The sequence below is a fragment of the Pseudomonas sp. NBRC 111130 genome, from assembly GCF_001320485.1.
Classification (GTDB): domain Bacteria; phylum Pseudomonadota; class Gammaproteobacteria; order Pseudomonadales; family Pseudomonadaceae; genus Aquipseudomonas; species Aquipseudomonas vlassakiae.
On the sequence record NZ_BCBG01000100.1, the window covers coordinates 58,050 to 83,791 of the forward strand.

Annotated in this window: 21 protein-coding genes; 13 read left to right on the forward strand and 8 right to left on the reverse strand. The window is 64.5% G+C overall.

The window, feature by feature from the left end:
- Nucleotides 1–70: 70 nt before the first annotated feature.
- Nucleotides 71–1,117, reverse strand: coding sequence for a class I SAM-dependent methyltransferase (locus tag APH33_RS23070; protein ID WP_054887354.1), 1,047 nt, complete (start codon nucleotides 1,115–1,117; stop codon nucleotides 71–73).
- A gap of 527 nt (nucleotides 1,118–1,644) precedes the next feature.
- On the opposite strand from APH33_RS23070, the gene APH33_RS23075 reads away from it, so the two are divergent.
- The 9 genes from APH33_RS23075 (at nucleotide 1,645) to APH33_RS23115 (ending at nucleotide 11,913) form a co-directional block, all read left to right on the forward strand.
- Nucleotides 1,645–2,982, forward strand: a complete 1,338-nt coding sequence (locus APH33_RS23075; RefSeq protein WP_054887355.1) for a UDP-glucose/GDP-mannose dehydrogenase family protein — start codon at nucleotides 1,645–1,647, stop codon at nucleotides 2,980–2,982.
- Nucleotides 2,970–3,971: an NAD-dependent epimerase gene (locus APH33_RS23080; RefSeq protein WP_054887356.1), complete on the forward strand. Its 1,002-nt coding sequence runs from the start codon at nucleotides 2,970–2,972 to the stop codon at nucleotides 3,969–3,971. The genes APH33_RS23075 and APH33_RS23080 overlap by 13 nt, the downstream gene beginning before the upstream one ends.
- A gap of 5 nt (nucleotides 3,972–3,976) precedes the next feature.
- On the forward strand, nucleotides 3,977–4,720 hold the full coding sequence (locus APH33_RS23085; protein WP_054887357.1) for a glycosyltransferase family 2 protein: 744 nt from the start codon (nucleotides 3,977–3,979) through the stop codon (nucleotides 4,718–4,720).
- Complete coding sequence (locus APH33_RS23090) at nucleotides 4,717–4,989, forward strand: lipid-A-disaccharide synthase N-terminal domain-containing protein (RefSeq protein WP_054887358.1); 273 nt, start codon at nucleotides 4,717–4,719, stop codon at nucleotides 4,987–4,989. Before APH33_RS23085 ends, APH33_RS23090 begins: the two co-directional genes overlap by 4 nt.
- A gap of 3 nt (nucleotides 4,990–4,992) precedes the next feature.
- Nucleotides 4,993–6,549, forward strand: coding sequence for a glycosyltransferase family 39 protein (locus tag APH33_RS23095; protein WP_054887359.1), 1,557 nt, complete (start codon nucleotides 4,993–4,995; stop codon nucleotides 6,547–6,549).
- Between the two features lie 89 nt (nucleotides 6,550–6,638).
- Nucleotides 6,639–7,508 carry an SdiA-regulated domain-containing protein gene (locus APH33_RS23100; RefSeq protein ID WP_249342079.1) on the forward strand — a complete coding sequence of 290 codons (870 nt, stop codon included), beginning with the start codon at nucleotides 6,639–6,641 and terminating at the stop codon, nucleotides 7,506–7,508.
- A 73-nt stretch (nucleotides 7,509–7,581) separates the two neighbouring features.
- Nucleotides 7,582–8,802, forward strand: a complete 1,221-nt coding sequence (locus APH33_RS23105; protein WP_054887361.1) for a putative DNA modification/repair radical SAM protein — start codon at nucleotides 7,582–7,584, stop codon at nucleotides 8,800–8,802.
- On the forward strand, nucleotides 8,793–9,632 hold the full coding sequence (locus APH33_RS23110) for a TIGR03915 family putative DNA repair protein (RefSeq protein WP_054887362.1): 840 nt from the start codon (nucleotides 8,793–8,795) through the stop codon (nucleotides 9,630–9,632). The genes APH33_RS23105 and APH33_RS23110 overlap by 10 nt, the downstream gene beginning before the upstream one ends.
- A 124-nt stretch (nucleotides 9,633–9,756) precedes the next feature.
- A complete protein-coding gene (locus APH33_RS23115) occupies nucleotides 9,757–11,913 on the forward strand; it encodes a TonB-dependent siderophore receptor (RefSeq protein ID WP_054887363.1) in 2,157 nt (718 codons plus the stop codon).
- A 32-nt stretch (nucleotides 11,914–11,945) separates the two neighbouring features.
- On the opposite strand, the gene APH33_RS23120 is transcribed toward APH33_RS23115, so the two are convergent.
- Nucleotides 11,946–12,797, reverse strand: coding sequence for a type 1 glutamine amidotransferase domain-containing protein (locus APH33_RS23120; RefSeq protein ID WP_054887364.1), 852 nt, complete (start codon nucleotides 12,795–12,797; stop codon nucleotides 11,946–11,948).
- A 94-nt stretch (nucleotides 12,798–12,891) separates the two neighbouring features.
- Between APH33_RS23120 and APH33_RS23125 the strand changes: the two genes are divergently transcribed.
- From APH33_RS23125 to APH33_RS23140, 4 genes are all read left to right on the forward strand, one after another.
- Nucleotides 12,892–13,800, forward strand: a complete 909-nt coding sequence (locus tag APH33_RS23125) for a LysR family transcriptional regulator (RefSeq protein WP_054887365.1) — start codon at nucleotides 12,892–12,894, stop codon at nucleotides 13,798–13,800.
- A gap of 76 nt (nucleotides 13,801–13,876) precedes the next feature.
- A complete protein-coding gene (treS, locus tag APH33_RS23130) occupies nucleotides 13,877–15,943 on the forward strand; it encodes a maltose alpha-D-glucosyltransferase (protein WP_054887366.1) in 2,067 nt (688 codons plus the stop codon).
- Nucleotides 15,944–16,125: 182 nt separating this feature from the next.
- Nucleotides 16,126–16,752 carry a riboflavin synthase gene (locus APH33_RS23135; RefSeq protein WP_054887367.1) on the forward strand — a complete coding sequence of 209 codons (627 nt, stop codon included), beginning with the start codon at nucleotides 16,126–16,128 and terminating at the stop codon, nucleotides 16,750–16,752.
- A gap of 9 nt (nucleotides 16,753–16,761) precedes the next feature.
- Nucleotides 16,762–17,463 carry a YoaK family protein gene (locus APH33_RS23140; protein WP_054887368.1) on the forward strand — a complete coding sequence of 234 codons (702 nt, stop codon included), beginning with the start codon at nucleotides 16,762–16,764 and terminating at the stop codon, nucleotides 17,461–17,463.
- Nucleotides 17,464–17,466: 3 nt separating this feature from the next.
- Here APH33_RS23140 and proP read toward each other — a convergent pair whose 3' ends face one another.
- The 6 genes from proP to APH33_RS23170 all read right to left on the reverse strand — a co-directional run bounded on the left by proP (nucleotide 17,467) and on the right by APH33_RS23170 (nucleotide 25,675).
- On the reverse strand, nucleotides 17,467–18,969 hold the full coding sequence (gene proP, locus APH33_RS23145; RefSeq protein ID WP_054887369.1) for a glycine betaine/L-proline transporter ProP: 1,503 nt from the start codon (nucleotides 18,967–18,969) through the stop codon (nucleotides 17,467–17,469).
- Nucleotides 18,970–19,107: 138 nt separating this feature from the next.
- Nucleotides 19,108–20,082, reverse strand: a complete 975-nt coding sequence (hemB, locus tag APH33_RS23150) for a porphobilinogen synthase (protein ID WP_054887370.1) — start codon at nucleotides 20,080–20,082, stop codon at nucleotides 19,108–19,110.
- Between the two features lie 314 nt (nucleotides 20,083–20,396).
- Entirely contained in the window at nucleotides 20,397–21,290 is an 894-nt protein-coding gene (locus tag APH33_RS23155; protein WP_054887371.1) for a PA4780 family RIO1-like protein kinase, read from the reverse strand.
- A 475-nt stretch (nucleotides 21,291–21,765) separates the two neighbouring features.
- Nucleotides 21,766–23,343, reverse strand: coding sequence for an aldehyde dehydrogenase (NADP(+)) (locus APH33_RS23160; protein WP_054887372.1), 1,578 nt, complete (start codon nucleotides 23,341–23,343; stop codon nucleotides 21,766–21,768).
- Between the two features lie 29 nt (nucleotides 23,344–23,372).
- Entirely contained in the window at nucleotides 23,373–24,362 is a 990-nt protein-coding gene (araD1, locus tag APH33_RS23165) for an AraD1 family protein (protein WP_054887373.1), read from the reverse strand.
- Complete coding sequence (locus tag APH33_RS23170) at nucleotides 24,353–25,675, reverse strand: MFS transporter (protein ID WP_054887374.1); 1,323 nt, start codon at nucleotides 25,673–25,675, stop codon at nucleotides 24,353–24,355. The genes araD1 and APH33_RS23170 overlap by 10 nt, the downstream gene beginning before the upstream one ends.
- Between the last annotated feature and the right edge of the window lie 67 nt (nucleotides 25,676–25,742).

The following is a 25,742-nucleotide window of genomic DNA, read 5'->3' on the forward strand; positions in this document are numbered from 1 at the left end:
CAGGCCTCGAATACTGCGCAGTACCTGTGGGAGCGGGCAAGCCCGCGAAGAGGCCGGCACAGGATTACATCTATTTCCTGGCCTCCAGAATCAGGTTGAACGGTGTCTGCGTAGCCCGCCGGAACCGTGTGAACCCCGCCTCCTCGAACACTGCCCGCAAGCGCGCCTCCCCGGCCTGAGCGCCGAGCCCCAGCCCCACTTCCTGGGACAATGAATTAGGCGTGCAGATGAACGTCGACGCCGCATAGAACAACCGCCCGACCGGCGTCAGGTTGCCCTCCAGCGAATCCTCGGCATAAGGCTCCACCAACATCACTGTGCCATCCGCCTTCAGCGCCCGGTAGGCATGCTTTGCTGCGCCCACGGGGTCGCCCATGTCATGCAGGCAATCGAAGAAGCACACCAGGTCGTGGTCATGCCCCGGATAGTCCTTGGCCGATGCCTGCTGGAAGCTCACACGCGCCGCCAGCCCGGCTTCGCGCGCACGTTCACTGGCCGTGGCAATGGACGGTGCGTGGTAGTCGTAGCCGATGAAGGTAGAAGCCGGAAACGCCTGCGCCAGGACCAGCGTCGAAGCGCCATGGCCACAACCGACGTCTGCGACCTTGGCCCCGGCCTGCAGCTTGGCCACCACGCCTTCGAGCGCCGGCAACCAGTCCGCCACGAGAAACGTGCGGTAACCGGGCCTGAAGAACCGCTCGGTGCCACTGAACATGCACGGGTGGTGGTCACCCCAGGCCAGCCCGCCATCGCCGCGCATGGCCGCCACCAACTTGTCCTTGTCATGGAACAAGGCCGCGATGACCGCCGCGCCCCCGGCCATGTAGGCCGGCGAGTCTTCCAGGGCCAGCGCCATGGCCTGCTCTTCAGGCAGAACGAACGTGCCTTTGTCATGCACCATGTAGCCGGAGGCTGCCTGGGCGTTGAGCCATTCGCGCACCAGCCGTGGGTGGCAGCCGGTCTTTGCCGCCAGGGCCTCGGGGCTGGTCGGCTGGCTGTCGGCCATGGCCCGGTACAGGCCAAGTTCATCGCCAAGGATGACATTGGCCAGGGTCGCTGCAGCGCCCATGTCACCGACCAGCTTGCCCATGAATGCGTGAAGCCTTGTCTCGTCCATGACCTGCCCTCCTCTGCAAGAAGGCCACCGTCGACGAGGAAGTCCGGTTCGAGGGGAGCGGTGGTCAGTGGTTTGAATGGATGGACATCCGTTATAAGTCTAGCCCCTCGATGCCGTTCATGGGCAACACCAACTTAACGGGCTTACAACTTTCGCTTGTTAGTGCAACTTATCCTAACGAACCCACCGCATATTCTGGCACTTCGCAGTCCACTATCTATGCTCTTGCACTGTGTCGACTCTTTTCCGGCTTATGTTCAAAGTCGCAATTATCAAGTAGTCCATCGCTCAACTTTCCGGCCTGCGCCGGGCGCTTTTCCGTGCGTCAGGAAGATGAGTTTGCATTTCATTTACATAGCAAACGTGTGCAGCACACAAGGGCCCTGAGAACCGCACTCAGGTAACAAAATTTAAACAAAAATGTGACATTTTTTTTCAGCTTTTTCGCCAAGGATCTCTGCGGCCGCATCCCGGCACCTGCGTAAGCAGGGGTACTGCCCGTACAGGTTCACACCATGGAGCTTTGAATGAAGGTTACGGTTTTCGGTACCGGCTATGTCGGCCTTACCCAGGCGGTGTGCCTGGCCCAAGTGGGGCACTCGGTGTTATGCATGGATATCAACGCCGCGAGGGTGGCGGCGCTCAGCGAGGGACATTGCCCGATTTTCGAGCCCGGCCTTGCGCCTCTGCTGGAGAAGAACCTGGCCTGCGGCCGCCTGCGCTTCACCACCGATGCCGCTGAAGCGGCGCAGTACGCCAGGTTGCAGTTCATTGCCGTCGGTACCCCGCCCCAGGCCGATGGCAGCGCCGACATGCGCCATGTGTTCAGCGTCATCGACAGCATTCTCGAACATGCCGACGGCCCCAAGGTGATCGTCAACAAGTCCACCTCGCCGGTCGGCACGGTAGACCGTATCAAGGCGCGGATCAGCCAGGCGGTGGCCGACGCTGAACGCTACCAGGTGATCAGCAACCCCGAGTTTCTCAAGGAGGGCTCGGCGGTGGATGATTGCATGCGCCCGGACCGCATCATCATCGGCGGCGCCGAACCGGCCGAGGTCGAGTTGCTGCGCGAGCTGTATCAGCCATTCAGCCGCAACCGCGAGAAAATCATGCTCATGGACGCGCGCAGCGCCGAGCTGACCAAGTACGCTGCCAACTGCATGCTGGCGACCAAGATTTCCTTCATCAATGAAATGGCCAACCTGGCCGAGCACCTGGGGGCCGACATCGAAATGGTCCGCCGCGGTATCGGCTCGGACCCGCGCATCGGCTACGATTTCATCTACCCCGGCTGCGGCTTCGGCGGCTCGTGCTTCCCCAAGGACCTGCAGGCGCTGCGCAGGACTGCCGAGGCCGAAGGCTTCGACCCGCTGTTGCTCGGCGCAGTGGAGGCCGTCAACCAGCGGCAGAAGAGCCGGCTGTTCAGCAAGATCCAGCGCCACTACCCCGACGGCCTGCACGGCAAGGTCTTCGCCATGTGGGGGCTATCGTTCAAACCCAACACCGATGACATCCGCGAAGCCTCCAGCCTGGTGCTGCTCGAAGCCCTGTGGGCCGCCGGCGCCCGCGTGCAGGCCCACGACCCGCAAGCCATGGAAGAGATCCAGCGGCTCTACGGCGCTCGCCCCGACCTGAAACTGGTGCCATGCAAGGACGACGCCCTGCTGGGGGCCGATGCTTTGGTGATCGTCACCGAGTGGCAGGATTACCGGGTATTGAACCTGGACAAGGTCCCGCAGCAACTGGCTGACCGCGTGGTGTTCGACGGCCGCAACCTGTTCGAACCCGAGCACATGGCCGCCGCCGGCCTCACGTATTACGGTATTGGCCGTGGCCAGGTGAAACAAGCATGCCCGTACTGATCACCGGCGCCGCTGGATTCATTGGTTTCCACCTGGCTCGCCGCCTGTGCGAAGCCGGCATCGACGTGGTGGGCATCGATAACCTCAACGCCTACTACAGCGTCGAGCTCAAGCTGGCGCGCCTGCAGCAGCTGCTCGCCTATTCCAGTTTCCGCTTCCAGACGGTCGACATCGCCAACGCCGCCGACATGCAGCAACTGTTCGCCGGGCAGCCATTCAGCGAAGTGATCCACCTGGCGGCGCAGGCGGGCGTGCGCTACTCACTGGACAACCCGGCGGTGTATGGGCAATCCAACCTGACCGGTTTTCTCAACCTGCTCGAAGCCTGCCGCCAGCACCCGCCGCGCCACCTGATCTATGCCTCCAGCAGTTCGGTGTATGGCGCCAACACCAAACAGCCGTTCAGCGTCGAAGACCCGGTCGAGCAGCCGATTTCGCTGTATGCCGCGAGCAAGCGCGCCAATGAGCTGATGGCCCACAGTTATGCGCACCTGTACCAGCTGCCGATCACCGGCCTGCGCTTTTTCACCGTCTATGGCCCGTGGGGCCGCCCCGACATGGCGCTGTTCAAGTTCACCCGGGCGATGCTCCAAGGCCAGCCGATCGAGATCTACAACCATGGCCAGATGGCGCGCGACTTCACCTACATCGACGACATCGTCGAAAGCATCCTGCGCCTGCGCCAGAAACCGCCTCAGCCTGATGCCGGGCAACCGCCCTGCCAACTGTTCAACATCGGCCGTGGCCAGCCGGTACGTCTGCTGGCGTTCGTCGAGTGCCTGGAGGACGCACTGGGCATCAAGGCCCGGCGCGAATACCTGCCGTTGCAGGCCGGTGACGTGCTGGAGACCTGGGCGGATGTGGACTCACTGACGCGCTGGATCGATTTTTCGCCGAGCACCCCACTGGAGCACGGCGTTGCCGCTTTCGTCGGGTGGTACCGGGACTTCTACCGTGTGACCACGCAATCCATACAAGCACACAGGTAGCCTCGATGACTGATCCTCTTGACCTCTCGGTACTGATCCCCGCCAAGAACGAGGTCGACAACCTGCCGGCGCTGCTGGCGGAAATCCGCACGGCGCTGGCCGCCGAAAACTATGAAGTGCTGGTGGTCGACGACGGCAGCACTGACCAGACGCTCAACAGGCTGAAGCAGCTCAAGCAGCAAGGCTTTCCCCAGTTGCGCATCCTGCGCCACGACCGCTCGCTGGGCCAGAGCACCTCGATCTGGCACGCCGCCCAGGCTGCCCGCGGCCGCTGGCTGGCCACCCTGGACGGCGACGGGCAGAACGACCCGGCCGACATCCCCGGCATGCTCGCCCTGGTGCGCGGCAACCAAGACCTCGGCGGCGGCATCCAGCTGGTCGCCGGGCACCGCGTCAACCGCCGCGATACCGCCAGCAAGCGCTGGGCCTCGCGCTTCGCCAATGGCCTGCGCAGCCGCCTGCTCAAGGACGCCACGCCAGACACCGGCTGCGGCCTGAAACTGATCGACCGCGAAGCCTTCCTGCGCCTGCCCTATTTCGACCACATGCACCGCTACATCCCGGCGCTGATCCTGCGCCACAAGGGCCGCATGCTGGTGCACCCGGTGCACCATCGCCCGCGCCATGCCGGCGTGTCCAAGTACGGCAACCTGGACCGCGCCCTGGTCGGCATTCTCGACCTGGTCGGGGTCTGGTGGCTGATCCGCCGCACACGCCTCGACACCCACCCTCAGGAGCTCGAAGGATGACCCGCGAAACCCTCTGGCTGATCGTCGGCTTCGCCGGCCAGGTCGTGTTCACCGGCCGCTTCGTGCTGCAGTGGCTGTACAGCGAATTCAAGAAACGCAGCGTGATCCCGGTGGGCTTCTGGTACCTGAGCATGCTCGGCAGCGCCCTGCTGCTGGTCTACGCCATCTACCGCGAGGACCCGGTATTCATCATCGGCCAGTCGTTCGGCCTGGTGGTCTACCTGCGCAACCTGCAGTTGATTGCCCGCCACAAAGAGCAGAAGGAATAGCCCTTGCCAAGGTTCCAGACACTGGGGGCCGAACGCCTGGCCCTGGTTGTACTCGCCGTGCTGCTGGTCGGTGCCGGTATAGGCTGGCGCCAGCCGATGAACGTCGATGAAGAGCGCTTCCTCGGCGTCGCCCTGGAAATGCTCCAGAGCGGCAACTGGTTCATCCCTCACCGCGCTGCGGAAATCTATGGCGACAAACCCCCGTTGTTCATGTGGACGGTAGCCCTGTTCAGTTACCTGACCGGCTCGCCCAAGGTCGCCCTCTACCTGCCAGGGCTGATGTCCGCTGCGACCATCACCCTGGTGCTGCATGACCTGGGCAGACGCCTGTGGACCCGGCGCATCGGCATGATCGCCGCGCTGCTGTTCCTGGCGACCTACCAGAGCTACAGCATCCTGCGCACCGGGCAGATCGACAGCTACCTGTGCCTGTGGGTGGCGCTGGGCCTGTACGGCATGGTCCGCCATCTGTTGCTCGGGCCTGCCTGGGGCTGGTTCTACATGGCCTGTGCGGCCATGGGCCTGGGCATCATCAGCAAGGGCGTGGGGTTCGTACCCGCACTGATGCTGCTGCCTTATGCCTGGGCCGTGCGCAAAGGCTGGCGCGGCGTGGTGGCGTATCCCGGCCAGGGTTGGCGCTGGAGCCTGGGTTTCGTCTGGCTGCTGGCAGGCTGCGCGGTGTGGCTGCTACCGCTGCTGATATCGATCGCCCACGGCGGCGGTGCCGCGGAACTGGCCTACCTGAAGGAGATTCTCCTGCGCCAGACCGCTAACCGTTACGCCAATGCCTGGGACCATCGCGAGCCGTTCTGGTACTTCTTCGTCAAGGTCATCCCGCAATACTGGCTGCCCCTGATCCTGGCCTTGCCGTGGCTGGTCCCGGCCTGGCGCAGGCAGCTGCAAAAACGTGACGGGCGCTTCCTGCTGCTGCTCGGCTGGGTGGCCCTGGTGCTGCTGTTCTTCAGCCTGAGCAGCGGCAAGCGCAAGCTCTACATCTTCCCGGCCCTGCCCGGCCTGGTACTGGCCATCGCCCCGCTGGTGCCGTGGCTGCTCAAGCGCTGGTTGCAGCGCCGCCCCGGCTGGCGCAAGGCGTTCACGGCCATTGCCCTGGCGTGGTTCTGCCTGTGGTTCGCCCGCGGCTTCGTCGAGCCGCTCAAGGAGGGCCGCAACCCGCACGAAACCTTGATGGCCGACGCCGCCCGCGCCACCGGTGGCGCCGAACTGGTGCTGGTCAACTGGCGTGAAGGGCATTGGCTGTTCGCCCGGCAACCCCTGGTTCATTTCGGTTTCGCCAACCAGTCCAAGCCGGAAACCGCGGTGTATTGGTTACGCCAGAACCCCACGGCCTTCGCCCTGGTTCCGCAAACCGAACTGGGCCGCTGCTTCAACGCTGACAAGGCTCAACGGTTGGGCGACACCTCGCGCGCCGAGTGGTACGTGGTCGGTGCCGATGCCGACAACGGCCAATGCCAGCCAAACGTACCTGAACAGGTCTACCACTTCGCCTGGGCCAACACGCCCGCACACCTGCAAACAGCAGCACAGGGGGTCGGACAATGACGACTCAAACCCTGCCAGCACCGCGCCGGCATGTGTGGCGACGTTTGAACCGCTGGGGCCAGATCGGCGCGGTCGGCGTCTTGGTGGCCATGGCATTGGTGGGCATCGAGGCCGCCCGCTCGTTCTGGCCTCAGCAACTCTACGCGCACCTGAGCAACCGCTTGACGGGCGACACCGCACCCGGCAAGAACGTCTGGCTGCCGGACTTCAAGGTCACGATCGACGCCAAAGTGGTGGACCCGAACCTGACCAACCTGTCCGGCATCACCTACGACTACGACCGCGACCGGCTGCTGGCGATCACCAATGGTGTGCCCATGGAATTGCTGGAGTTGAGCAAGACCGGCGTCATCGTGGCGCGCTATCCCCTGGTGGACTTCGAAGACACCGAAGGCCTGGCCTACCTGGGCAATGGCCGCCTGGCCATCAGCGACGAGCAGAAGCAACGCCTGGACGTGATCACCCTGCCCGACCACCCGCAGCCGATCCACGCCAGCGAGGCTCAGTGGATCACCCTCGACATCAACCCGACCCTGCGCAACAAGGGCTTCGAGGGGGTGACCTACGACCGCCAGCATGACCGCCTCTTCGCCATCAAGGAGCGCGACCCACGACAGCTGTTCACAGTCACCGGCATGCTCGGCGCACTCAGCGGCGGGCCCTTGCAACTGACAGTCAGTGACCGCCGCGACTGGGTCAAGCGCAGCGTGTTCGCCACCGACCTGTCCGATGGCTACTACGACCCACGTACCGGCCATCTGCTGGTACTCAGCGACCAGTCGAAGAACATCACCGAGCTCGATGGTGATGGCCGCTTCGTCAGTATCCGTTCACTGCGTGCCTGGCTTGGCGGGCTGCACCGTGACGCGCCGCAGCCCGAAGGCATGACCATGGACAGCGCCGGCAACCTCTACGTCGTCAGCGAGCCCAACTTGTTCTACATGCTCAGCAAGCCCTGACGCCGGCGCTGGCCCTTGCAAATGTACCGGTCTCGAAATACTGTATGAATATTCAGTATTTCGAGACATCCCCATGCAACTCATTGCCAAACTCGGCATTCTCGCCGATGCCGCCAAGTACGATGCCTCATGCGCCAGCAGCGGCGCGCCGAAACGCAGCTCGCGGGGCAGCGTCGGCATGGGCGCGACCGATGGCATGGGTATCTGCCACAGCTACACCCCCGATGGCCGCTGCGTATCGCTGCTCAAGGTGCTGCTGACCAACTTCTGCCTGTATGACTGCCAGTATTGCGTCAACCGCCGCTCCAGCAACGTCCCGCGGGCGCGCTTCAGCCCCGAGGAAGTGGTGCGCCTGACCCTGGATTTCTACCGGCGCAACTGCATCAGCGGCCTGTTCCTCAGCTCGGGCATCATCCGCTCGGCCGACTACACCATGGAACAGCTGATCCGTGTGGCGCGCCTGCTGCGCGAGGAACACCACTTCCGTGGCTACATTCACCTGAAGACCATCCCCGACGCCGACCCGCTGCTGATCGAAGAAGCCGGGCGCCTGGCCGACCGCCTCAGCGTCAACATTGAACTGCCTACCGACGCCAGCCTCAAGCGCCTGGCCCCGGAAAAGCAGGCACATACCATACGCCAGGCCATGGGCGTGATCCATCAGGGTCAGCAGGCCGTGGCCGGTGAACCGAAGGCACCCCGCTTCACCCCGGCCGGGCAGAGCACCCAGGTCATCGTCGGCGCCGACGCCACCGACGACAGCACCCTGTTGCGCAACGCCGAATCGCTGTATCAGGGCTACGGCCTCAAGCGCGTGTACTACTCGGCCTTCAGCCCGATCCCCGACAGCCCTGGCAGTGTGCCGCTGGCCGCCCCGCCACTGCTGCGCGAACACCGCCTGTACCAGGCCGACTTCCTGCTGCGCAACTACGGTTACAAAGCCGGTGAGCTGCTCGGCCAGGCTGGCAACCTGGCGCTGGACATCGACCCCAAGCTGGCCTGGGCGCTGGCCAACCGCGAGCTGTTCCCGCTGGATGTGAACCGTGCCGAGCCTGCGTTGCTGGCGCGCATTCCCGGCATCGGCCTGCGCAGCGTGCAACGGCTGGTGGCGCTGCGTCGCGAGCGGCGCGTGCGCTACGACGACCTGATCCAGCTGCGCTGCGTGCTGGACAAGGCGCGGCCGTTCATCGTCACCAGCGATTACCGCCCCGCCGATGGCGAGCTGCGCAGTGGCTTGCTCAGGGCACGCCTGCGCGAACCCCAGGCGCCGCAGCAGATGGGGTTGTGGGGGTGATTGCGCTCGATTGCGATGACCTGTTCGCCACGTGTCGCAACCAGGCGCGTACCCTGCTGGGGCATGGCATCGACCCCGCCGACGTGACTTGGGCACAAGGCCCGATCCAGGACCTGCTGGCGCAGCCCACTCCCCTGCCCGAAGGCCCCGGCCCATTTCGTGCCAAGGTGCCGGCCGCACTGCTGACGCAACTCGAGCAGGCGGCCCGCTACCGCGGTGAACAACGCTGGAACCTGTTGTACGAAGTGCTCTGGCGCGTGGCCCATGGCGACCGTACCGCAATGCTGGCGGGTGACCGCCTGGGCAGTGAGTTGCAGCGGCGCATCAAGCAGGTCAGCCGCGAGGCGCACCACCTCCACGCATTCGTGCGTTTCGTGCCACTGCCCCAGATGCTGGCCGAGCGGTTGCAGCTGGACCTGGTGGCTTACCACGAACCCGCTCACGACATCCTGGAAAGCGCCAGCGCGCACTTCGCTGACCGCCTCGGGCGCCAGCGCTGGCTGATCGCAACCCAGCAGGATGGCATTCGCTTCGATGGTCAGGTATTCGATTATCGACGCCGCTGCCCGGACGATTGGCGGCAATGGGCGCACAATGCCGACGACCCCGGCGCTGAACTGTGGCGTACCTATTACCGGCATACTTTCAATCCTGCCCGGCTCAACCCTGACGCGCTGCGCCTGCACATGCCGGGTCGGTTCTGGCGGCACCTGCCGGAAGGCATGCTGATTCCGCAGCTGGAAGGCCTGGCACGACAAGGCAAGCAGCGCGACGGGCAGGCAATCGAAGTGGCCGGCCAGCGTGGCAAGAAGATCACCCGCACCGGGTGATTTGTGAAAATTTTGTAATGGATCTGGCATACCACCTTCCCAAGGTGCGACACATCCTGACAAACTAACTGCTAATCATTCTCATAATTAGTTACGTTAGCTATACGCCAGGAGCCCATCCGTCATGCTTTCACCCCTCGCGCACACGCGCCCCCTCGCCGCCCGCAACCTGCTCGCCATGGCCGTATGCATGGCCATGGCCACGCCCACCCTGGCCGAAGACGCTCCGACCACGCTGGAGCTGGGCGCGACTGAAATCAGCTCGGACAGGCTGGGCAGCACCACCGAGGGCTCGGGCTCCTACACGACCGGCTCCATGTCTACCGCCACCAAGCTGCCGCTGAGCATGCGCGAAACGCCCCAGGCAGTAACCGTGATCACCCGCCAGCGCATGGACGACCAGGCCATGACCAGCATCAACGATGTGGTCAAGGCCACGCCTGGCCTGTTCCTCGACTACTCCAGCGGCCCGGGCCGGCAGAGCTACTCGGCACGCGGTTTCAACATCGATAACCTGATGTACGACGGCATCCCCAGTGGCTATACCGGCTGGGTCGTCGGGGCCCAGCCGAACCTGGCAATGTTCGACCGGGTCGAGGTGGTGCGCGGCGCCACCGGCCTGGTCACCGGTGCTGGCAACCCGTCGGCGGCGGTCAACCTGGTGCGCAAGCGCCCGCTGGCCGAGCAGAAGGTCACCCTGACCGGCGCCGCCGGCAGCTGGGACGACTACCGCGGCGAGGTCGATGCCTCCAGCCCGCTCAATGACAGCGGTACCCTGCGCGGGCGCGTGGTGGCGTCCTACCGTGACGCCAACAGCTACATCGATGATGTCGAGGAAGACCACGGCCTGTTCTATGCGGTGACCGAGGCAGACCTGTCCGATGACACCAGCCTGATGCTTGGTTTCTCGCACCAGACGGACAAGACCAATAACTTCTGGGGCGCCATGCCCACTGCGGTCGATGGTCACCACCTGGACTTCTCACGTTCCTACAACCCCGGCAGCGACTGGGAGAACAAGGACCAGCAGATCGATACCCTGTTCGCCGAACTGCGCCACTTACTGGCCAACGACTGGAAGCTGCAGGTCAATGCCAATTATGCGCAGCAGCAAGCTACCTTCACCGGGTCCTACCAGTCGCGCTGGGGCGGGCTGCAGGCGCCGATTGCGCGCACGGTCTACCAGTCCAGGCACCAGGAAAACCAGGCAGGCCTGGACGCCTTCGTCAGCGGCCCGTTCGAACTGCTTGGCCGCAGCCATGAACTGGTGGTCGGCGCCAGCAAGCGCATCTACGACATGGACACCCGCAACTACAGCCCGTACGACAGGTTCTGGCCGCTAAACGGCAGCAAGCCGAACTTCGTGCACACCGGCAACCAGCGCGAAGTGACCACCCAGGACGGCGTGTACATCACCACCCGCCTGAACCTGGCCGACCCGCTCAAGCTGATCCTCGGCGGGCGCCTGGACTGGTACGACTACGACAACCGCGATGGCGACGGCGACTACAAGGTCACCCGCAACGTCACCAAGTATGCAGGCCTGATCTACGACCTCGACGACCATCACTCGGTGTATGTCAGCTACAGCGACATCTTCACCCCGCAAAGCTCGAAGGACACTTCCGGTACCCCGGTAAAACCGATCGTAGGCAGGAACTACGAGGTCGGCATCAAGGGCGAATACTTCGGCGGCGCGCTCAATGCCAGCGTCGCGCTGTTCCGCATCGACCAGGAGAACCGTGCCACCCAGGTATACGTCGCGAACTGCCCGCAAACCTCCTGCTACGAGGCCTCGGGCGAGGTCCGCAGCCAGGGTATCGACATGGAGCTGCAAGGGGCGCTGACGCCTGACTGGCAGATCGGCGCGGGCTATACCTATGCGCGGGCACACACCATCAAGGACGCGGCCAACCCTGCCAACGTCAACCAGCGTTTCGACACCGATACCCCGGAGCACATGTTCAAGCTGAACACCGTGTACCACTTCCAGGGCCCGCTGGAGAAACTGCGCGTGGGTGGCAACATTTCGTGGCAGAGCCGTATCTACAACGATTTCACCGTGGCCGATGGCAGCGAGTACCGGCTGGTCCAGGGCGCCTATGCCGTCACCGACCTGATGGCGGGCTACCGGGTCAACCAGCACCTCGACCTGCAGCTCAATGCCAACAATGTGTTCGACCGCAAGTACTACTCGGCCGTTGCCAGTTCGGTGGACTACGCCGGCGACACCTGGGGCGCGCCGCGAAACCTGATGATGACGGCCAAGTACAGTTTCTAGCATTCAAGGCCGGGGCGCTGGCTTGTAGGCAGTCACTGCCTCTGCTCGCGCTCAGCCAGCTTCTGCAGAAGCACCTTGGCCAGTGCTTTATCAGAGAACGGGTTCTGACCGGTGATCAGTTCTCGATCAACCTGAACATGCGGCTGCCAGGCCTGGGCATAGCTCATGGCACCACCCGCCCCGGCCATGGCCTTGGCCGGATAGAACTGCAAACGCTGCGGCGCGAGCGAGCGCTCGAAAACCTGCTCCTCAGGGTCAGAGAAAATCGTCATCCGATACCCCTGATACACCCAGTCACGGGCCGCAGGCTGATCGCCACGTGCCAAGGCAGCCTGGTAGCTGGCCGGGTCCTGTTGCGCGGCCAACAAGGCGATAGGCCCGTGGCAGATGGCTGCGGTCGGTTTGCCAGCCGCGTGGAAATGGCGCAGCAAGGTACCTACGTCGGGGTCGTTGGCCAGGTCAATCAACGGCGCATGGCCACCGGGGATGAACAGACCGGCATAGCGCTCCAGCCCGCCGGCCAGCAGTTCCTTCACTGACAAGGTGTCGTCGATGCCTGGCAGGCCCTTCACGACTTGCTCGATGCGCCGCATTTCCGTTGCATCGCCAGCAAAGTACTGCGGATCGACCGAGCGCACATCGACGCTTGGCGCATTGCCTTTGGGGGTCACCAGCACCAGTTTGTAACCGGCCTTGAGCAATTGGTCGGCAGGTACGCCGAACTCGTTCAGGTAATAACCGGTGGGGTACTGCTTGCCGTCTTGCAACGGCAACTGGTGTTCACTGGATAACAGCACCACGATCTCGCCCTTGGGTGCGGCATAGCCAGTACTGGCGAGCAGAGCACCGGTCATTGCCAGCGCCAGGGTATTGAGCTTGTTCATCGGTTTCACCTGAATAGATATGGGAACTGGGCCCATCGTAATCAGGCCGCTAGAATTCGATAATTCGAAAGCTCTTATTTCTGTGATCCATAAAATGAATATCGCCAGCAAGGACCTCAACCTGCTGTACCTGTTCCACGTGCTCTACCAGGAACGCAACGCCACCCTCGCCGCGTCGCGCATGGCCCTGAGCCAACCGGCGCTCAGCCATAAGCTGAACAAGCTGCGGCACCAGTTTGGCGACCCGCTGTTCGTGCGTGCCCCCCGTGGCCTCGCCGCCACCCCGCGGGCGCATGAGCTGGCCCCCGAAGTACAGCGGCTGGTCGAAAGCCTGGCCGCGTTCTATGAACGGTGTGACGGCCAGGACTTTCTCGCCCGCCCGGCGCGCCTGCACCTGTACAGCACCGACTTCATGGAACAGACCCTGCTCCCAAGGTTGCTGCCGATCCTGCGCCGCCAGGCGCCGAACCTGGTGCTGATCACCCACAACACCGCTGGCCAGTTGCCGCGCGAGGCGCTGGAAAAAGGCACCTGCGACCTGGCCATCGCGGGCTTCTTCACCGACCTGCCAGATACCTTCCATCAGCAACGCCTGCTCAGTGAGGACTTCGTGGTGCTGGCGTCGCGCAACAACCTGCGCCTGCATGCAGGGCTCGACCTTGAGGCGTTTCTGGCCTGCGATCACCTGTTGACGACCCTCACCGGCGACCTTGACGGCCTGGTGGACCGTGCCCTGCGAGCGGCCGGGCGCAGCCGGCGAATCGTAGCTGGCTTGTCCAGTTTCATCGCCCCAACGCGACTGATACCGGGCACCGACCTGCTGCTCACCTGCCTGCGCTCGGTCGCCGAAGAGGCCGCCAAGCGGGAACCGGACCTGTGCCTGCACCCTCTGCCCCTGAACGTGCCGAAGATCGAACTCATGCAGATCTGGCATGAACGGACCCATGCCGACCCGCTGCGACAATGGTTTCGTCAACAACTGTGGGCCGTGGCGCAGCAATGACCGGCCTCAAGCCGAACGATCCGCCCACGATGCCGTCATAACCTTGGCCGGTGCCGCCACGCAAAGAGGACGCGAAATGACCCAGCCCGACCCGTCATACCTCCAATGGCTCCAAGACCGCTCGATGCTCAAGGCCTCGCAGGAGCGGGCCCGCCTGTACTCCGGCCAGTCACGCCTGTGGCAGAACCCCTACGCCGAAGCCCAGCCACGCCGCGCCACGGAAATCGCCTCGGTATGGCTGACCGTCTACCCCGACGCGATCATCGCCCCCGAAGGCTGCTCGGTGCTCGCCGCCCTCGGCCATGAAGCGCTGTGGAAACGCCTGTCGGAGATTGGTGTGCAGGGCATCCACACCGGCCCCATCAAGCAGTCTGGCGGGGTGCGCGGGCGTGACTTCACCCCGAGCATCGACGGTAACTTCGACCGCATCAGCTTTGACATCGACCCGCTCTACGGCACCGAGCAGGAGCTGGTGCAGATGAGCCGCCTGGCCGCCGCGCACAATGCCGTGACCATCGACGACCTGATCCCCTCGCACACCGGCAAGGGCGCGGACTTTCGCCTGGCCGAGCTGGCCCACGGTGCCTACCCCGGGCTCTACCACATGGTCGAGATCCGTGAGGAGGACTGGCCGCTGCTGCCCGAGGTGCCTGAGGGCCGCGATGCCGTGAACCTGTCGCCGGCGGTGTGCGACGAGCTCAAGGCGCGCCACTACATCGTCGGTCAGCTGCAGCGGGTGATCTTCTTCGAACCCGGGGTCAAGGAAACCGACTGGAGCGCCACCGCGCCCATCACCGGGGTCGACGGCAAGACCCGGCGCTGGGTGTACCTACATTACTTCAAGGAAGGCCAGCCATCCCTGAACTGGCTCGACCCCAGCTTCGCCGCCCAGCAGATGATCATCGGCGACGCCCTGCACGCGCTGGACTGCCTGGGTGCCCGCGGCCTGCGCCTGGATGCCAACGGCTTTCTCGGCGTGGAAACCCGCCCCAGCGGCAGTGCCTGGTCCGAGAGCCACCCGTTGTCGATCGTCGGCAACCAGCTGATCGGCGGCATGATCCGCAAGGCCGGCGGTTTCAGCTTCCAGGAGCTCAACCTGACCCTGGACGACATCGCGCAGATGTCCAAGGGCGGTGCCGACCTGTCCTACGACTTCATCACCCGCCCGGCCTACCAGCACGCCTTGCTGACCGGCGACACCGAATTCCTGCGCCTGATGCTCAAGGAAATGCACGCCTTTGGCATCGATCCGGCGTCGCTGATCCACGCCTTGCAGAACCACGACGAACTGACCGTCGAGCTGGTGCACTTCTGGACCCTGCACGCCCACGACATGTACCTGTACAAGGGCCAGACGCTGCCTGGCAGCATCCTGCGCGAGCACATCCGCGAGGAACTCTACGAACGCCTGTCCGGTGAGCATGCACCGTACAACCTGCGATTCGTCACCAACGGCATCGCCTGCACCACCGCCAGCCTGATCACTGCAGCATTGGGCATGCGCGACCTCGACCAGATCAGCCCGGCGGACATCGCACTGATCCAGAAAGTGCACCTGCTGCTGGTGATGTACAACGCCATGCAACCGGGCGTGGTCGCGCTGTCCGGCTGGGACATGGTCGGCGCCCTGCCGCTGCCGGCCGAAGCGGTGGCCGAGCGCATGGCCGACGGCGATACCCGCTGGATCCACCGCGGCGGCTACGACCTGGCCGGGCTCGCCCCGCAGGCAGAGACATCGGTGCGCGGCATGCCGCGCGCCCGCTCGCTGTATGGCAGCCTCGACAGCCAGCTGGACAACCCCGCGTCGTTCGCCAGCCAGGTGAAGAAACTGCTGGCCGTGCGTCAGGCCTATGGCATCGCCACCAGCCGACAGGTGCTGGTGCCCGAGGTCAGTAGCCCGGGGCTGCTGGTGATGGTGCATGAGCTGCCGGCCGGGCGTGGCATCCAGATCAGCGCGTTGAACTTCGGCCAGGCGGTGATTGCCGAGGAGCTGCAATTGACCGGCTTCACCCCGGGGCCGGTGGTGGACATGATCAACGAGACGGTCGAAGGCGACCTGACCGAGGATGGGCGGCTGACTGTCAACCTGGACCCTTATGAAGCGCTGTGCCTGAGGATCGTGAACAGCAGCGGGCATGTCTGAAGCCTGTACTGGCCTCTTCGCGGGTAAACCCGCTCCCACAGGATCGCCACAGTCTTCAAGCTTTGTGCAATACCTGTGGGAGCGGGTTTACCCGCGAAGAGGCCGGCACAGGCAGCTTGCATTTGCGGCGCCACGGGCATAGCTTCCTGATGTTTTCCCACTCTGTGCCCAGGAGCAACTTCATGTACACCGGCATCGTCCAGGCCGTCCGCCCTCTGCTTGATGTGACCACCTACCCGGGCCACAACCAGTTCACCATCGACCTCACCCCGGAACTGCTCGACGAGCTGAAGATCGGCGCCAGCGTCAGTGTCGAAGGTACCTGCCTGTCGGTCACCGAAATCGACGGCACCCAGGTCAAGTTCGACGCCATGACCGCCACGCTCGAACGCACCAACCTGCGCTGCTTCAAGGCTGGCCAGGGTGTCAATATCGAGCGCTCGGCGAAAATGAACGCCGAAGTGGGTGGCCACCTGATGGCCGGCCACATTGCCACCACCGCCGAGGTCGTCGAGCTGTCGATCAAGGAAACCGGCGCTTTCATCACCTTCCGCATGCCACCGCAGTGGGGCAAGTACGTTTTCCCGCGTGGCTTCATCGGGGTCAACGGTTGCAGCCTGACCGTCGCCGATGTCGAGGACAACGTGGTGACCATCAACCTGATCCCCGAGACCCTGCGCCAGACCACCTTCGCCCGCTACCAGGCCGGCGAGCTGCTGAATATCGAGGTGGACCACCAGACCATGGTGCTGGTGGATGTGGTGGAGCGCACCATCAAGAGCACCCTCGCCCGCGAATTGCCGCACTGAAGCCCGCACATGCTGCCCAACGCCCTCCCCGCGCGCACGGCCAGGCGCCTGCGCCTGCAGGTCCTGCGTGGCCGCGTCGGCCTTGGCCTGGTGGCCGGGTTATCGGTGCTGGCCGGCATGACGGATGCCATCGGCCTGCTGGCATTGGGCGATTTCGTCTCGTTCATGAGCGGCAACACCACGCGCCTGGCCGTGGCCATCAGTGACGCGGACCAGGCCATGGTGCTGCGCCTGAGCGGCGCCGTGCTGGGCTTCGTGGCCGGCAACGCGCTGGGTGTCATACTGGCACGTGGCTTCCGACGCCGAGCCTGGCCAGTGTTGCTGGTGGTCGCCACACTGCTTGCCTGCGCCGCAGCATGGCCGTTTGCGGCGACGTTCCCGGCGCTGCTGGCGGCCACCTTGGCCATGGGCATGATCAATGCGGTAGTGGAACAGGTGAATGGCCTGCCCATCGGCCTGACCTACGTCACCGGCGCACTGTCGCGCTTCGGCCGCGGCCTGGGCCGCTGGCTGCTGGGCGAGCGGCATAACGGCTGGCGGGTGCAACTGGTGCCCTGGGCCGGCATGCTGCTCGGCGCTGCCCTGGGTGCCTGGTTACAGCAGCGCCTGGGCCTGCAGGCGATGGCCGGCAGCGCCGCGCTGGCCTGCCTGCTGGCGCTGGTGTCGCGCTTCATTCCCCGCACCTGGCAGCGCGGCTACATGCCGCGTTGAGCCTCAGTCGATACGCGGGTGCTGCTGCGCCAGCACCTGGCGCTTGGCCTCCAGCTCGGCGATCTGCGCGTCGATATCTTCGATCTTCTGCTCGATGTTGTCGTGATGCTCCTGCAACAGTTCGCGCGCTTCTTCGATGTCCGACGCCGCAGGTGCTGCGCCACGCAGCGGCTTGTTGGCGGTTTCCTTCATGGTCACGCCGGTGACCAGGCCGACCACGGCGATCACCATCAGGTAGTACGCCGGCATGTACAGGTTGCCGCTGCTTTCCACCAACCAGGCGGCGAGGGTCGGGGTCAAGCCGGCGATCAGCACCGAGATGTTGAACGCACTGGCCAGGGCGCTGTAGCGGATGTGCGTGGGGAACATCGCCGGCAAGGTCGAGGCCATCACGCCAATGAAGAAGTTCAGCAGCACGGCGATGATCAGCAGGCCGGAGAAGATCAGCCCCAGCGCGCCGCTGTTGACCAGCATGAACGCCGGGATGGCCAGGGCGAACAGCCCGACGCTGCCGACCACGATGAACGGGCGGCGGCCATACTTGTCGCTCAGCAGGCCGATGATCGGCTGCACGAACAGCATGCCGACCATGATCGCGATGATGATCAGCACACCGTGGTCTTCGCTGTAGTGCAAGTTGTGCGACAAGTAGCTGGGCATGTACGTGAGCAGCATGTAATAGGTGACGTTGGTGGCGATCACCACGCCGATGCAGGTAATCAGACTGCGCCAGTGCTTGGTGGCAACTTCCTTGAACGACACCTTCGGCCCCGAGGCCAGGCCTTCGCGGTCACCCTGCTCGAGTTTGTCCACGTGTTGCTGGAACGCCGGGGTTTCTTCAAGGGCGTGGCGCAGGTAGAGGCCGATGATGCCCAGCGGCAAGGCCAGGAAGAACGGCAGACGCCAGCCCCATTCGAGGAACTTCTCTTCGCCGAGCACAGTGGAGATCAGCACGACCACCCCCGCCCCGAGGACAAAGCCGGCAATCGAGCCAAAGTCCAGCCAGCTGCCGAGAAAGCCGCGCTTGCGGTCCGGGGCGTACTCGGCGACGAAAATCGATGCCCCCGTGTACTCCCCGCCCACCGAGAAGCCTTGGGCCATCTTCGCCAGCAACAACAAGATCGGCGCCCAGATGCCGATCGAGGCATAGGAAGGAATCAAGCCGATGGCAAAGGTGCTCAGCGACATGATCACGATGGTTGCGGCGAGGATCTTCTGTCGCCCGAAGCGGTCGCCCAGGGCGCCGAAGAACAGCCCGCCCAGCGGGCGAATCAGAAATGGCACCGAGAACGTGGCCAGTGCCGCGATCATCTGCACGCTGGGGTCGGCATTGGGGAAAAACACTTTGCCCAGTGCATAGGCGACGAAGCCGTAAACACCAAAGTCGAACCATTCCATGGCGTTGCCCAGCGCGGCGGCGGTGATGGCCTTGCGCATCTTGGCGTCGTCGACGATGGTGATGTCTTTCAAACCGATCGGCTTAACACTTTTCTTGCGAGATTTCATGCCCGTTTCCCTGTTGCTGATAGCTCTATGGGATCTGATCCAACGGGACACTAAATAATTCAGCGCTTACTGCTTTTTTCCTGCGCCAGCGCATTGCGCGCACTGCAAGCGCCGCTCGGAAGCGGCGCTTGCTGACGGTCAGATCCCGTCGCGAGCGAGGTCCATGGCGAAATAGGTCAGGATCAGGTCGGCACCGGCGCGCTTGATCGCACCGAGGCTTTCACGCACCACCCGGCCTTCGTCGATGGCACCGGCCAGGCCGCCGAACTTGATCATCGCGTATTCGCCGCTTACCTGGTAGGCCGCCAGCGGCAGGCGCGACGCAGCGCGGATGTCGGCGATCACGTCGAGGTAGGCGCCGGCCGGCTTGACCATCAGCACATCGGCCCCTTCCTGCTCGTCGAGCAGCGACTCACGCACCGCCTCGCGGCGGTTCATCGGGTTCATCTGGTAGCTCTTGCGGTCGCCCTTGAGCGCGGTGCCGCCCGCTTCACGGAACGGCCCATACAGCGACGAAGCGAATTTGGTGGAATAGGCCATGATCGCGGTGTCGTGGAAACCGGCACCGTCCAGGGCGCTACGAATGGCCTGCACCTGGCCATCCATCGCCGCCGACGGGGCGATGAAGTCGGCACCAGCAGCGGCGGCGATGACCGCTTGCTTGCCCAGGTTGGCCAAGGTGGCGTCGTTGTCCACGCCATGGTCGTGCAGCACGCCGCAGTGGCCATGGCTGGTGTATTCGCAGAAGCAGGTGTCGGACATCACCACCATCTCCGGCACGGTGTCCTTGCAGATGCGCGACATGCGCGCAACCAGGCCGTTTTCGTTCCAGGTGTCGCTGCCGGTGGCGTCCAGGTTGTGCGACACGCCGAAGGTCATCACCGACTTGATGCCGGCGCGGGCATAGCGCTCGATTTCCTGGGCCAGGCGTTTTTCCGGGATCCGGTTGACACCCGGCATGCTGGTGATTGGCACGAAGTCATCGATGCCTTCTTCGACGAAGATCGGCAGGATCAGGTCTTCCAGGCGGAATTCGGTTTCCTGGAAGATCGTGCGCAGGGATTCGTTCTGGCGCAGGCGACGGGGACGAACGGACGGGAAACGGTTGGACATGACAGCTCCAGGGCATTTTTAACGGCGTATACCTTATGCCTGTCCGGCGCCAGTGAAAAGGCCGGATGACGAGATACTGCCTTGCGTCAATGGCAACAGCCGATTTTTGCCTGTGCGGCGAGGAAACGGCGGCACTAGTGTTGAAGCGCGTCTTGGCGCAACAAACGGGTACCGCCTTCGGTTTGAACTGCAATTTTTATCCGCTGCCCGTGCTCAGGCTGCTACAGCAATGGTTGACTCCCAGCGCTGATTGGGGCCCTCGGCAAGCAGGTGGGAAGAGCGAAATGCCTGGCAGCGCAGGAACGGTCAGACCTTTACTGCATCCACGGCGGTGTCGGCTCTTCAGCCTTGGCCGGCCCATGCTCGGCCTCATCCCGCGCCGCACGGCGGCGGGCTTCATCGCGCAGGGTGGCGTCGATCTCGCGCATCACTCCGGCCACGTCGGCGGCATGGTCGTCTTCCTCGAACTGCCCGCTCAGCGGGCTGTCCGGGCGCAATTCACCGGCTTCGTACAGCGCCCACATCTCATCGGCGTAGCGGGTGGCCTTGAGTTCCGGGGCAAAGCGCCCGAAGTAATGCGCCATGTTCGCCACATCCCGCTGCAGCATGCTGAACGCATGGTTGTTGCCCGCCGCGTCCACCGCCTGTGGCAGGTCGATGATCACAGGGCCTTCAGGGCCGAGCAGCACGTTGAATTCAGACAGGTCGCCATGCACCAGCCCGGCGCAGAGCATCAGCACGATCTGGCGGATGACGAAGGCATGATGCTCACGGGCCTCTTCGGCCTCCAGGTGCACGTCGTTCAAGCGGGGCGCGGCGTCGCCGTCGGCGTCGGTGACCAGTTCCATCAGCAGCACGCCGTCCTGGAAGTCGTACGGCTTGGGCACCCGAACGCCGGCATTGGCCAGGCGGAACAGCGCCGCCACCTCGGCGTTCTGCCAGGCGTCTTCGGCTTCTTTGCGGCCGTACTTGCTGCCCTTGGCCATGGCCCGGGCCTGGCGGCTGTTGCGGACCTTGCGGCCCTCCTGGTATTCGGCGGCCTGGCGGAAGCTGCGCTTGTTGGCCTCTTTGTAGACCTTGGCGCAGCGCACCTGGGCACCGCAGCGCACCACGTAGACGGCCGCTTCCTTGCCGCTCATCAAGGGCCGCAGTACTTCGTCGACCAGGCCGTCTTCGATCAGTGGTTCGATTCGTTTTGGTGTCTTCATCAGGCTGCGTTCGGGGGTCCTGGCTTGGAGGTTGGACATCCTCTCACAGGCTGTGATTGTCGTCAGCCCTGGTGTTTGTCGTTAGCCCTGGTGATTGTCGTCAGCCCTGGTGTTTGTCCTTAGCCCTGGTGTTTGTCCTTAGCCCTGGTGCCTGCCTTGAGAGGTTTGGCGCCTGGGAGATCGAGCGCCGCCCGCGCGGCGCATCGCGGGCAAGCCCGCTCCCACATCTGTTTCGGGCCAGTCCCTCCTGTGAAGCCAACAGGGACCGCCCTGTTTGTTCCTTCCGATATCGAGGTTGGCGCAACTGCTTTTCACAGATCTTCAGTCATGCACCAAGGCGGATCCTGTTGGCGGGGCAGGAGTAACTGGCCCGAAACAGATGTGGGAGCGGGCTTGCCCGCGATGCGCCGCGCGGGCGGCGCTCGATCTCCCAGGCGCCACACCTCTCAAGGCAGACACCAGAAGCAACCACCACCTATCGGCTTATCCCCTCGCGGCTGTACACACCATCCACCAACCGCAACAAACCAAGCGGATTGCCATCCTGCAACGCCGCCGGCAACAAGCCATCCGGATAGTTCTGATAACACACCGGCCGCAAGAAACGATCAATGGCCAATGTCCCCACCGAGGTCCCCCGCGCATCGGACGTGGCCGGATACGGCCCGCCATGCACCATCGCATCGCTCACCTCGACCCCGGTCGGGTAACCGTTGACCAGCAGGCGGCCAGCCTTGCGTTCAAGCAACGGCACCAGTGCTGCGTACCGCTGCAGGTCCTGAGGTTCGGCAATCAGTGTGGCCGTCAGCTGGCCATGCAAGGCGCCCAGCGCACGGCGCAGTTCGTCTTCGTCGGCCACTTCGACCACCACCGTGGTCGGGCCGAAGACCTCTTCCTGCAACAGCTCATCACCGCTCAGCAGCAAGCTGACATCTGCCTGGAACAGCTGCGCCTGGGCCTGTTCACCGCCCTGCCCGGCCCCAGCCAGGTGGCGTACGCCCGGATGCTGGTGCAAGCGCGCTACACCGCTGGCATAGCTGCGCAGCGTGCCAGCATTGAGCATGGTCTGCCCTGGCTGATCGGCCATGCGTGCAGCCAGTGCAGCCACGAATGCCGAGAACGCTGGCCCCGCCATGCCGATAACCAGGCCCGGATTGGTGCAGAACTGCCCGCAACCCAGTACCACCGAAGCCGCCAGCTCGGCCGCCACCTGCTCGCCCCTGGCCTGTAACGCCGCCGGCAGTACCAGCACCGGGTTGATGCTGCTCATCTCGGCAAACACCGGGATCGGCTGCGGACGCGCTGCCGCCAGGTCGCACAAGGCCCGGCCCCCCTTGAGCGAGCCGGTGAAGCCCACCGCCTGGATCGCCGGGTGGCGCACCAGCGCTTCGCCTACGCCGGCGCCGTAGATCATGTTGAACACCCCGGCTGGCATGCCAGTAGCCTCGGCGGCCCGCTGGATCGCCTCGGCGACATACTCGGCAGTGGCCATGTGGCCACTGTGGGCCTTGACCACCACCGGGCAACCGGCAGCCAGCGCGGCAGCGGTATCGCCGCCTGCCGTGGAGAACGCCAGCGGGAAGTTGCTGGCGCCGAATACCGCCACCGGGCCGACACCGGTGCGGTACTGGCGCAGGTCAGGGCGCGGCAGCGGCTGGCGCTGGGGCTGGGCGCGGTCGATGCGGGCGCCCAGGTAGTCGCCACGGCGCAGCACCTGGGCGAACAGGCGCATCTGGTTGCTGGTGCGGCTGCGCTCGCCCTGGATGCGTGCGGCGGGCAAGGCGGTTTCGCGGCAGACCGTGTCGATGAAGGCCTCGCCAAGCGCATCCAGCTGCCCGGCAATGGCATCCAGAAACTGCGCACGGCGCTCTGGCGCCAAGCCGTTGTATTCGGCAAAAGCCTGCTGGGCGGCGCAGGCGGCGGCATCCACCTCGTCAGGCGTGGCCTGGGTGAAGACGACCGGCAGGGCCTCGCCCGTGCGGGCATCCAAACTCAGCAGGCGCACGCTGCCTGCGGCGCTGCGGGCGCCGCCGATGAAGTTGCTTCCTGACATGCTTGACTCCTGTGACAACGATTGAAGGCTCAAAGGCTTTTCACCAGGCCTGGGCGCACCGCGTGTTCAGAGGCAACGATGCCATTGCGCAGTGGCTCGCCGAAGGCGTCCAGGCTGACCTCGAAAGTGTCCCCCGGCCGGGCCTGGATACCGTCGGCGAACGACAGCGTGGCGGTGCCAAAATAATGCACATGGACATCGCCCGGGCGCAGGAACTGGCGGTACTTGAAGTGGTGGAACTCCAGGTTTTCGAAGCTGTGGCACATATTCTGCTCACCGGACAGGAACGGCTTGCTCCACAGCTCCCGGCCGTCGCGCAAGATGCGGCTGCGGCCTTCCAGGTGCGCCGGCAGCGCGCCCAGGCGCAGTTCCGGGCCGAAGCTGCAGGCGCGCAGCTTGGAATGCGCCAGGAACAGGTAGTTGCGCCGCTCCATCACGTGGTCGGAGAACTCGTTGCCCAGCGCGTAACCCAGGCGGAACGGGGTGCCGCACTCGCCGATCACATACAGCCCGACCAGCTCCGGCTCCTCGCCGGCATCTTCGGCAAAGGCCGGCAGCGGCAAGTCGGCACCGGGGCGCACGACCATGGCGCCATCGCCCTTGTAGAACCACTCCGGTTGCGCGCCCTGCTCGCCTGCGGGCGGCCGCCCGCTTTCAAGGCCCCACTGGAACATGCGCATGCTGTCGGTGACGGCACCCTCGGCCTGCTGCTGGTGCATCTTGTCGCGGGTGGCGGCGCTGCCCAGGTGAGTCAGGCCGGTGCCGGTGACCAGGCAGTGCGCCGGGTCTTCGTGGTCCAGAGGTGGCAGCACTCGGCCTTCGGCCAGGAGCGCCAGGTAGTCATGGCCCTCGCCCAGGCCCGCGGTTCGTACCTGGCTGACCAGGTCGCGGCCTGCCGCTATGGCCTGCAGCGCCAGTTGGCGGGTGCTGCTCACGCCGCTGATTTCCAGGGCGCGCTTGCCTTCCACCACGCCGACCCGGCGCTGGCCGGCGGCAGTTTCGAATTGGATCAGTCGCATGCTTGTGCTCGCTTGTCGGTTGCAATGTTCACGGATGCCTGGCGCTGGCGGCGCTCGAGGCGGTTGTAGACGACACCGGTCAGCACCAGCCCGAACAGCATCATCACGGCCAGGAAGTACAGGCCCGAGGACAGCTGGCCGGTGTGTTCCTTGAGCGCGCCGATGCCGAACGGGCCGAGGTAGCCGCCGAGGTTGCCGATCGAGTTGATCAGGGCGATGCCGGCCGCCGCGCTGGCGCCGGAAAAGAAACGTCCAGGCAAGGTCCAGAAAATCGCCGTGCAAGAGAACAGCGCGAAAGCCACCAGGCACAACGCGGCCAGCTGCATCGCCGGCACGGTCAGCCAGGCGCTGAGAAACAGCCCCGTTGCGCCCAAGGCATACAGCAAGCCCAGGTGGCCATAGCGGTCGTTGAGACGGTCGGAGCTGCGCGGGATGATCAACAGGCCGATGATGCCGAACAGGTACGGCACTGCCGAAACGAAGCCAGTCACCAGGTCACTGCCACCGAACTGGTGGATCAGCGTCGGCAGCCACAGGCCCAAGCCATAGATGCTCAAGGTCACTGGCAGGTAGAACAGCGCCAGCAGCAGCACCCGGCCATCCTTCAGGGCGTGCAGCGGGTTGCCGTGGCGGGTCTGGCCGAACGCACGCTGGTCTTCGGCCAACTGCTCCTTGAGCCAGCTGCGCTGCGCATCATCCAGCCAGCGCACCTTGTCCGGGCCGTCCGGCAGCAGGCGCAGGGTCGGCCAGGCCAACAACACGGCGGGTGCGCCGATGCAGACGAACAGCCACTGCCAGCCATGCAGGCCCAGGTTGCCATCCAGGCCCAGCAAGGCGCCCGACAGTGGCCCGGTGATCAGCATCGCCAGCGGTTGCGACAGGATGAAGAAGCCAAGGATCTTGCCGCGATGGCGCACCGGGTACCACTGGGTGATGTAGTACAGCACGCCAGGGAAGAACCCTGCCTCCGCCGCGCCGAGCAGAAAGCGCATCACGTAGAAGCCGCTGGGCCCGGTGACGAACGCCATGCCGACGGTGATCGCACCCCAGGTCAGCAGGATGCGGGCAAACCAGCGCCGTGCGCCGAAGCGATCGAGCAGCAGGTTGCTGGGGACTTCGAACAGAAAATAGCCGATGAAGAACAGCCCGGCGCCCAGGCCGTAGGCCGCATCACCGAGGCCGATGTCGGCACCCATGTGCAGCTTGGCAAAGCCCACCGCCGAACGATCGACGTAGGCCACCAGGTAAAGCAGGACCAGAAAAGGGATGAGTTTCAGGGTGATCAGGCGGACGAGCCGCTGCTCCTGGATCATGGCGAGGTCTCCGATTGTTCTTGTAATGGGGACAGCACATGGCCGGGGTTTCATGGGCAGACCTCCG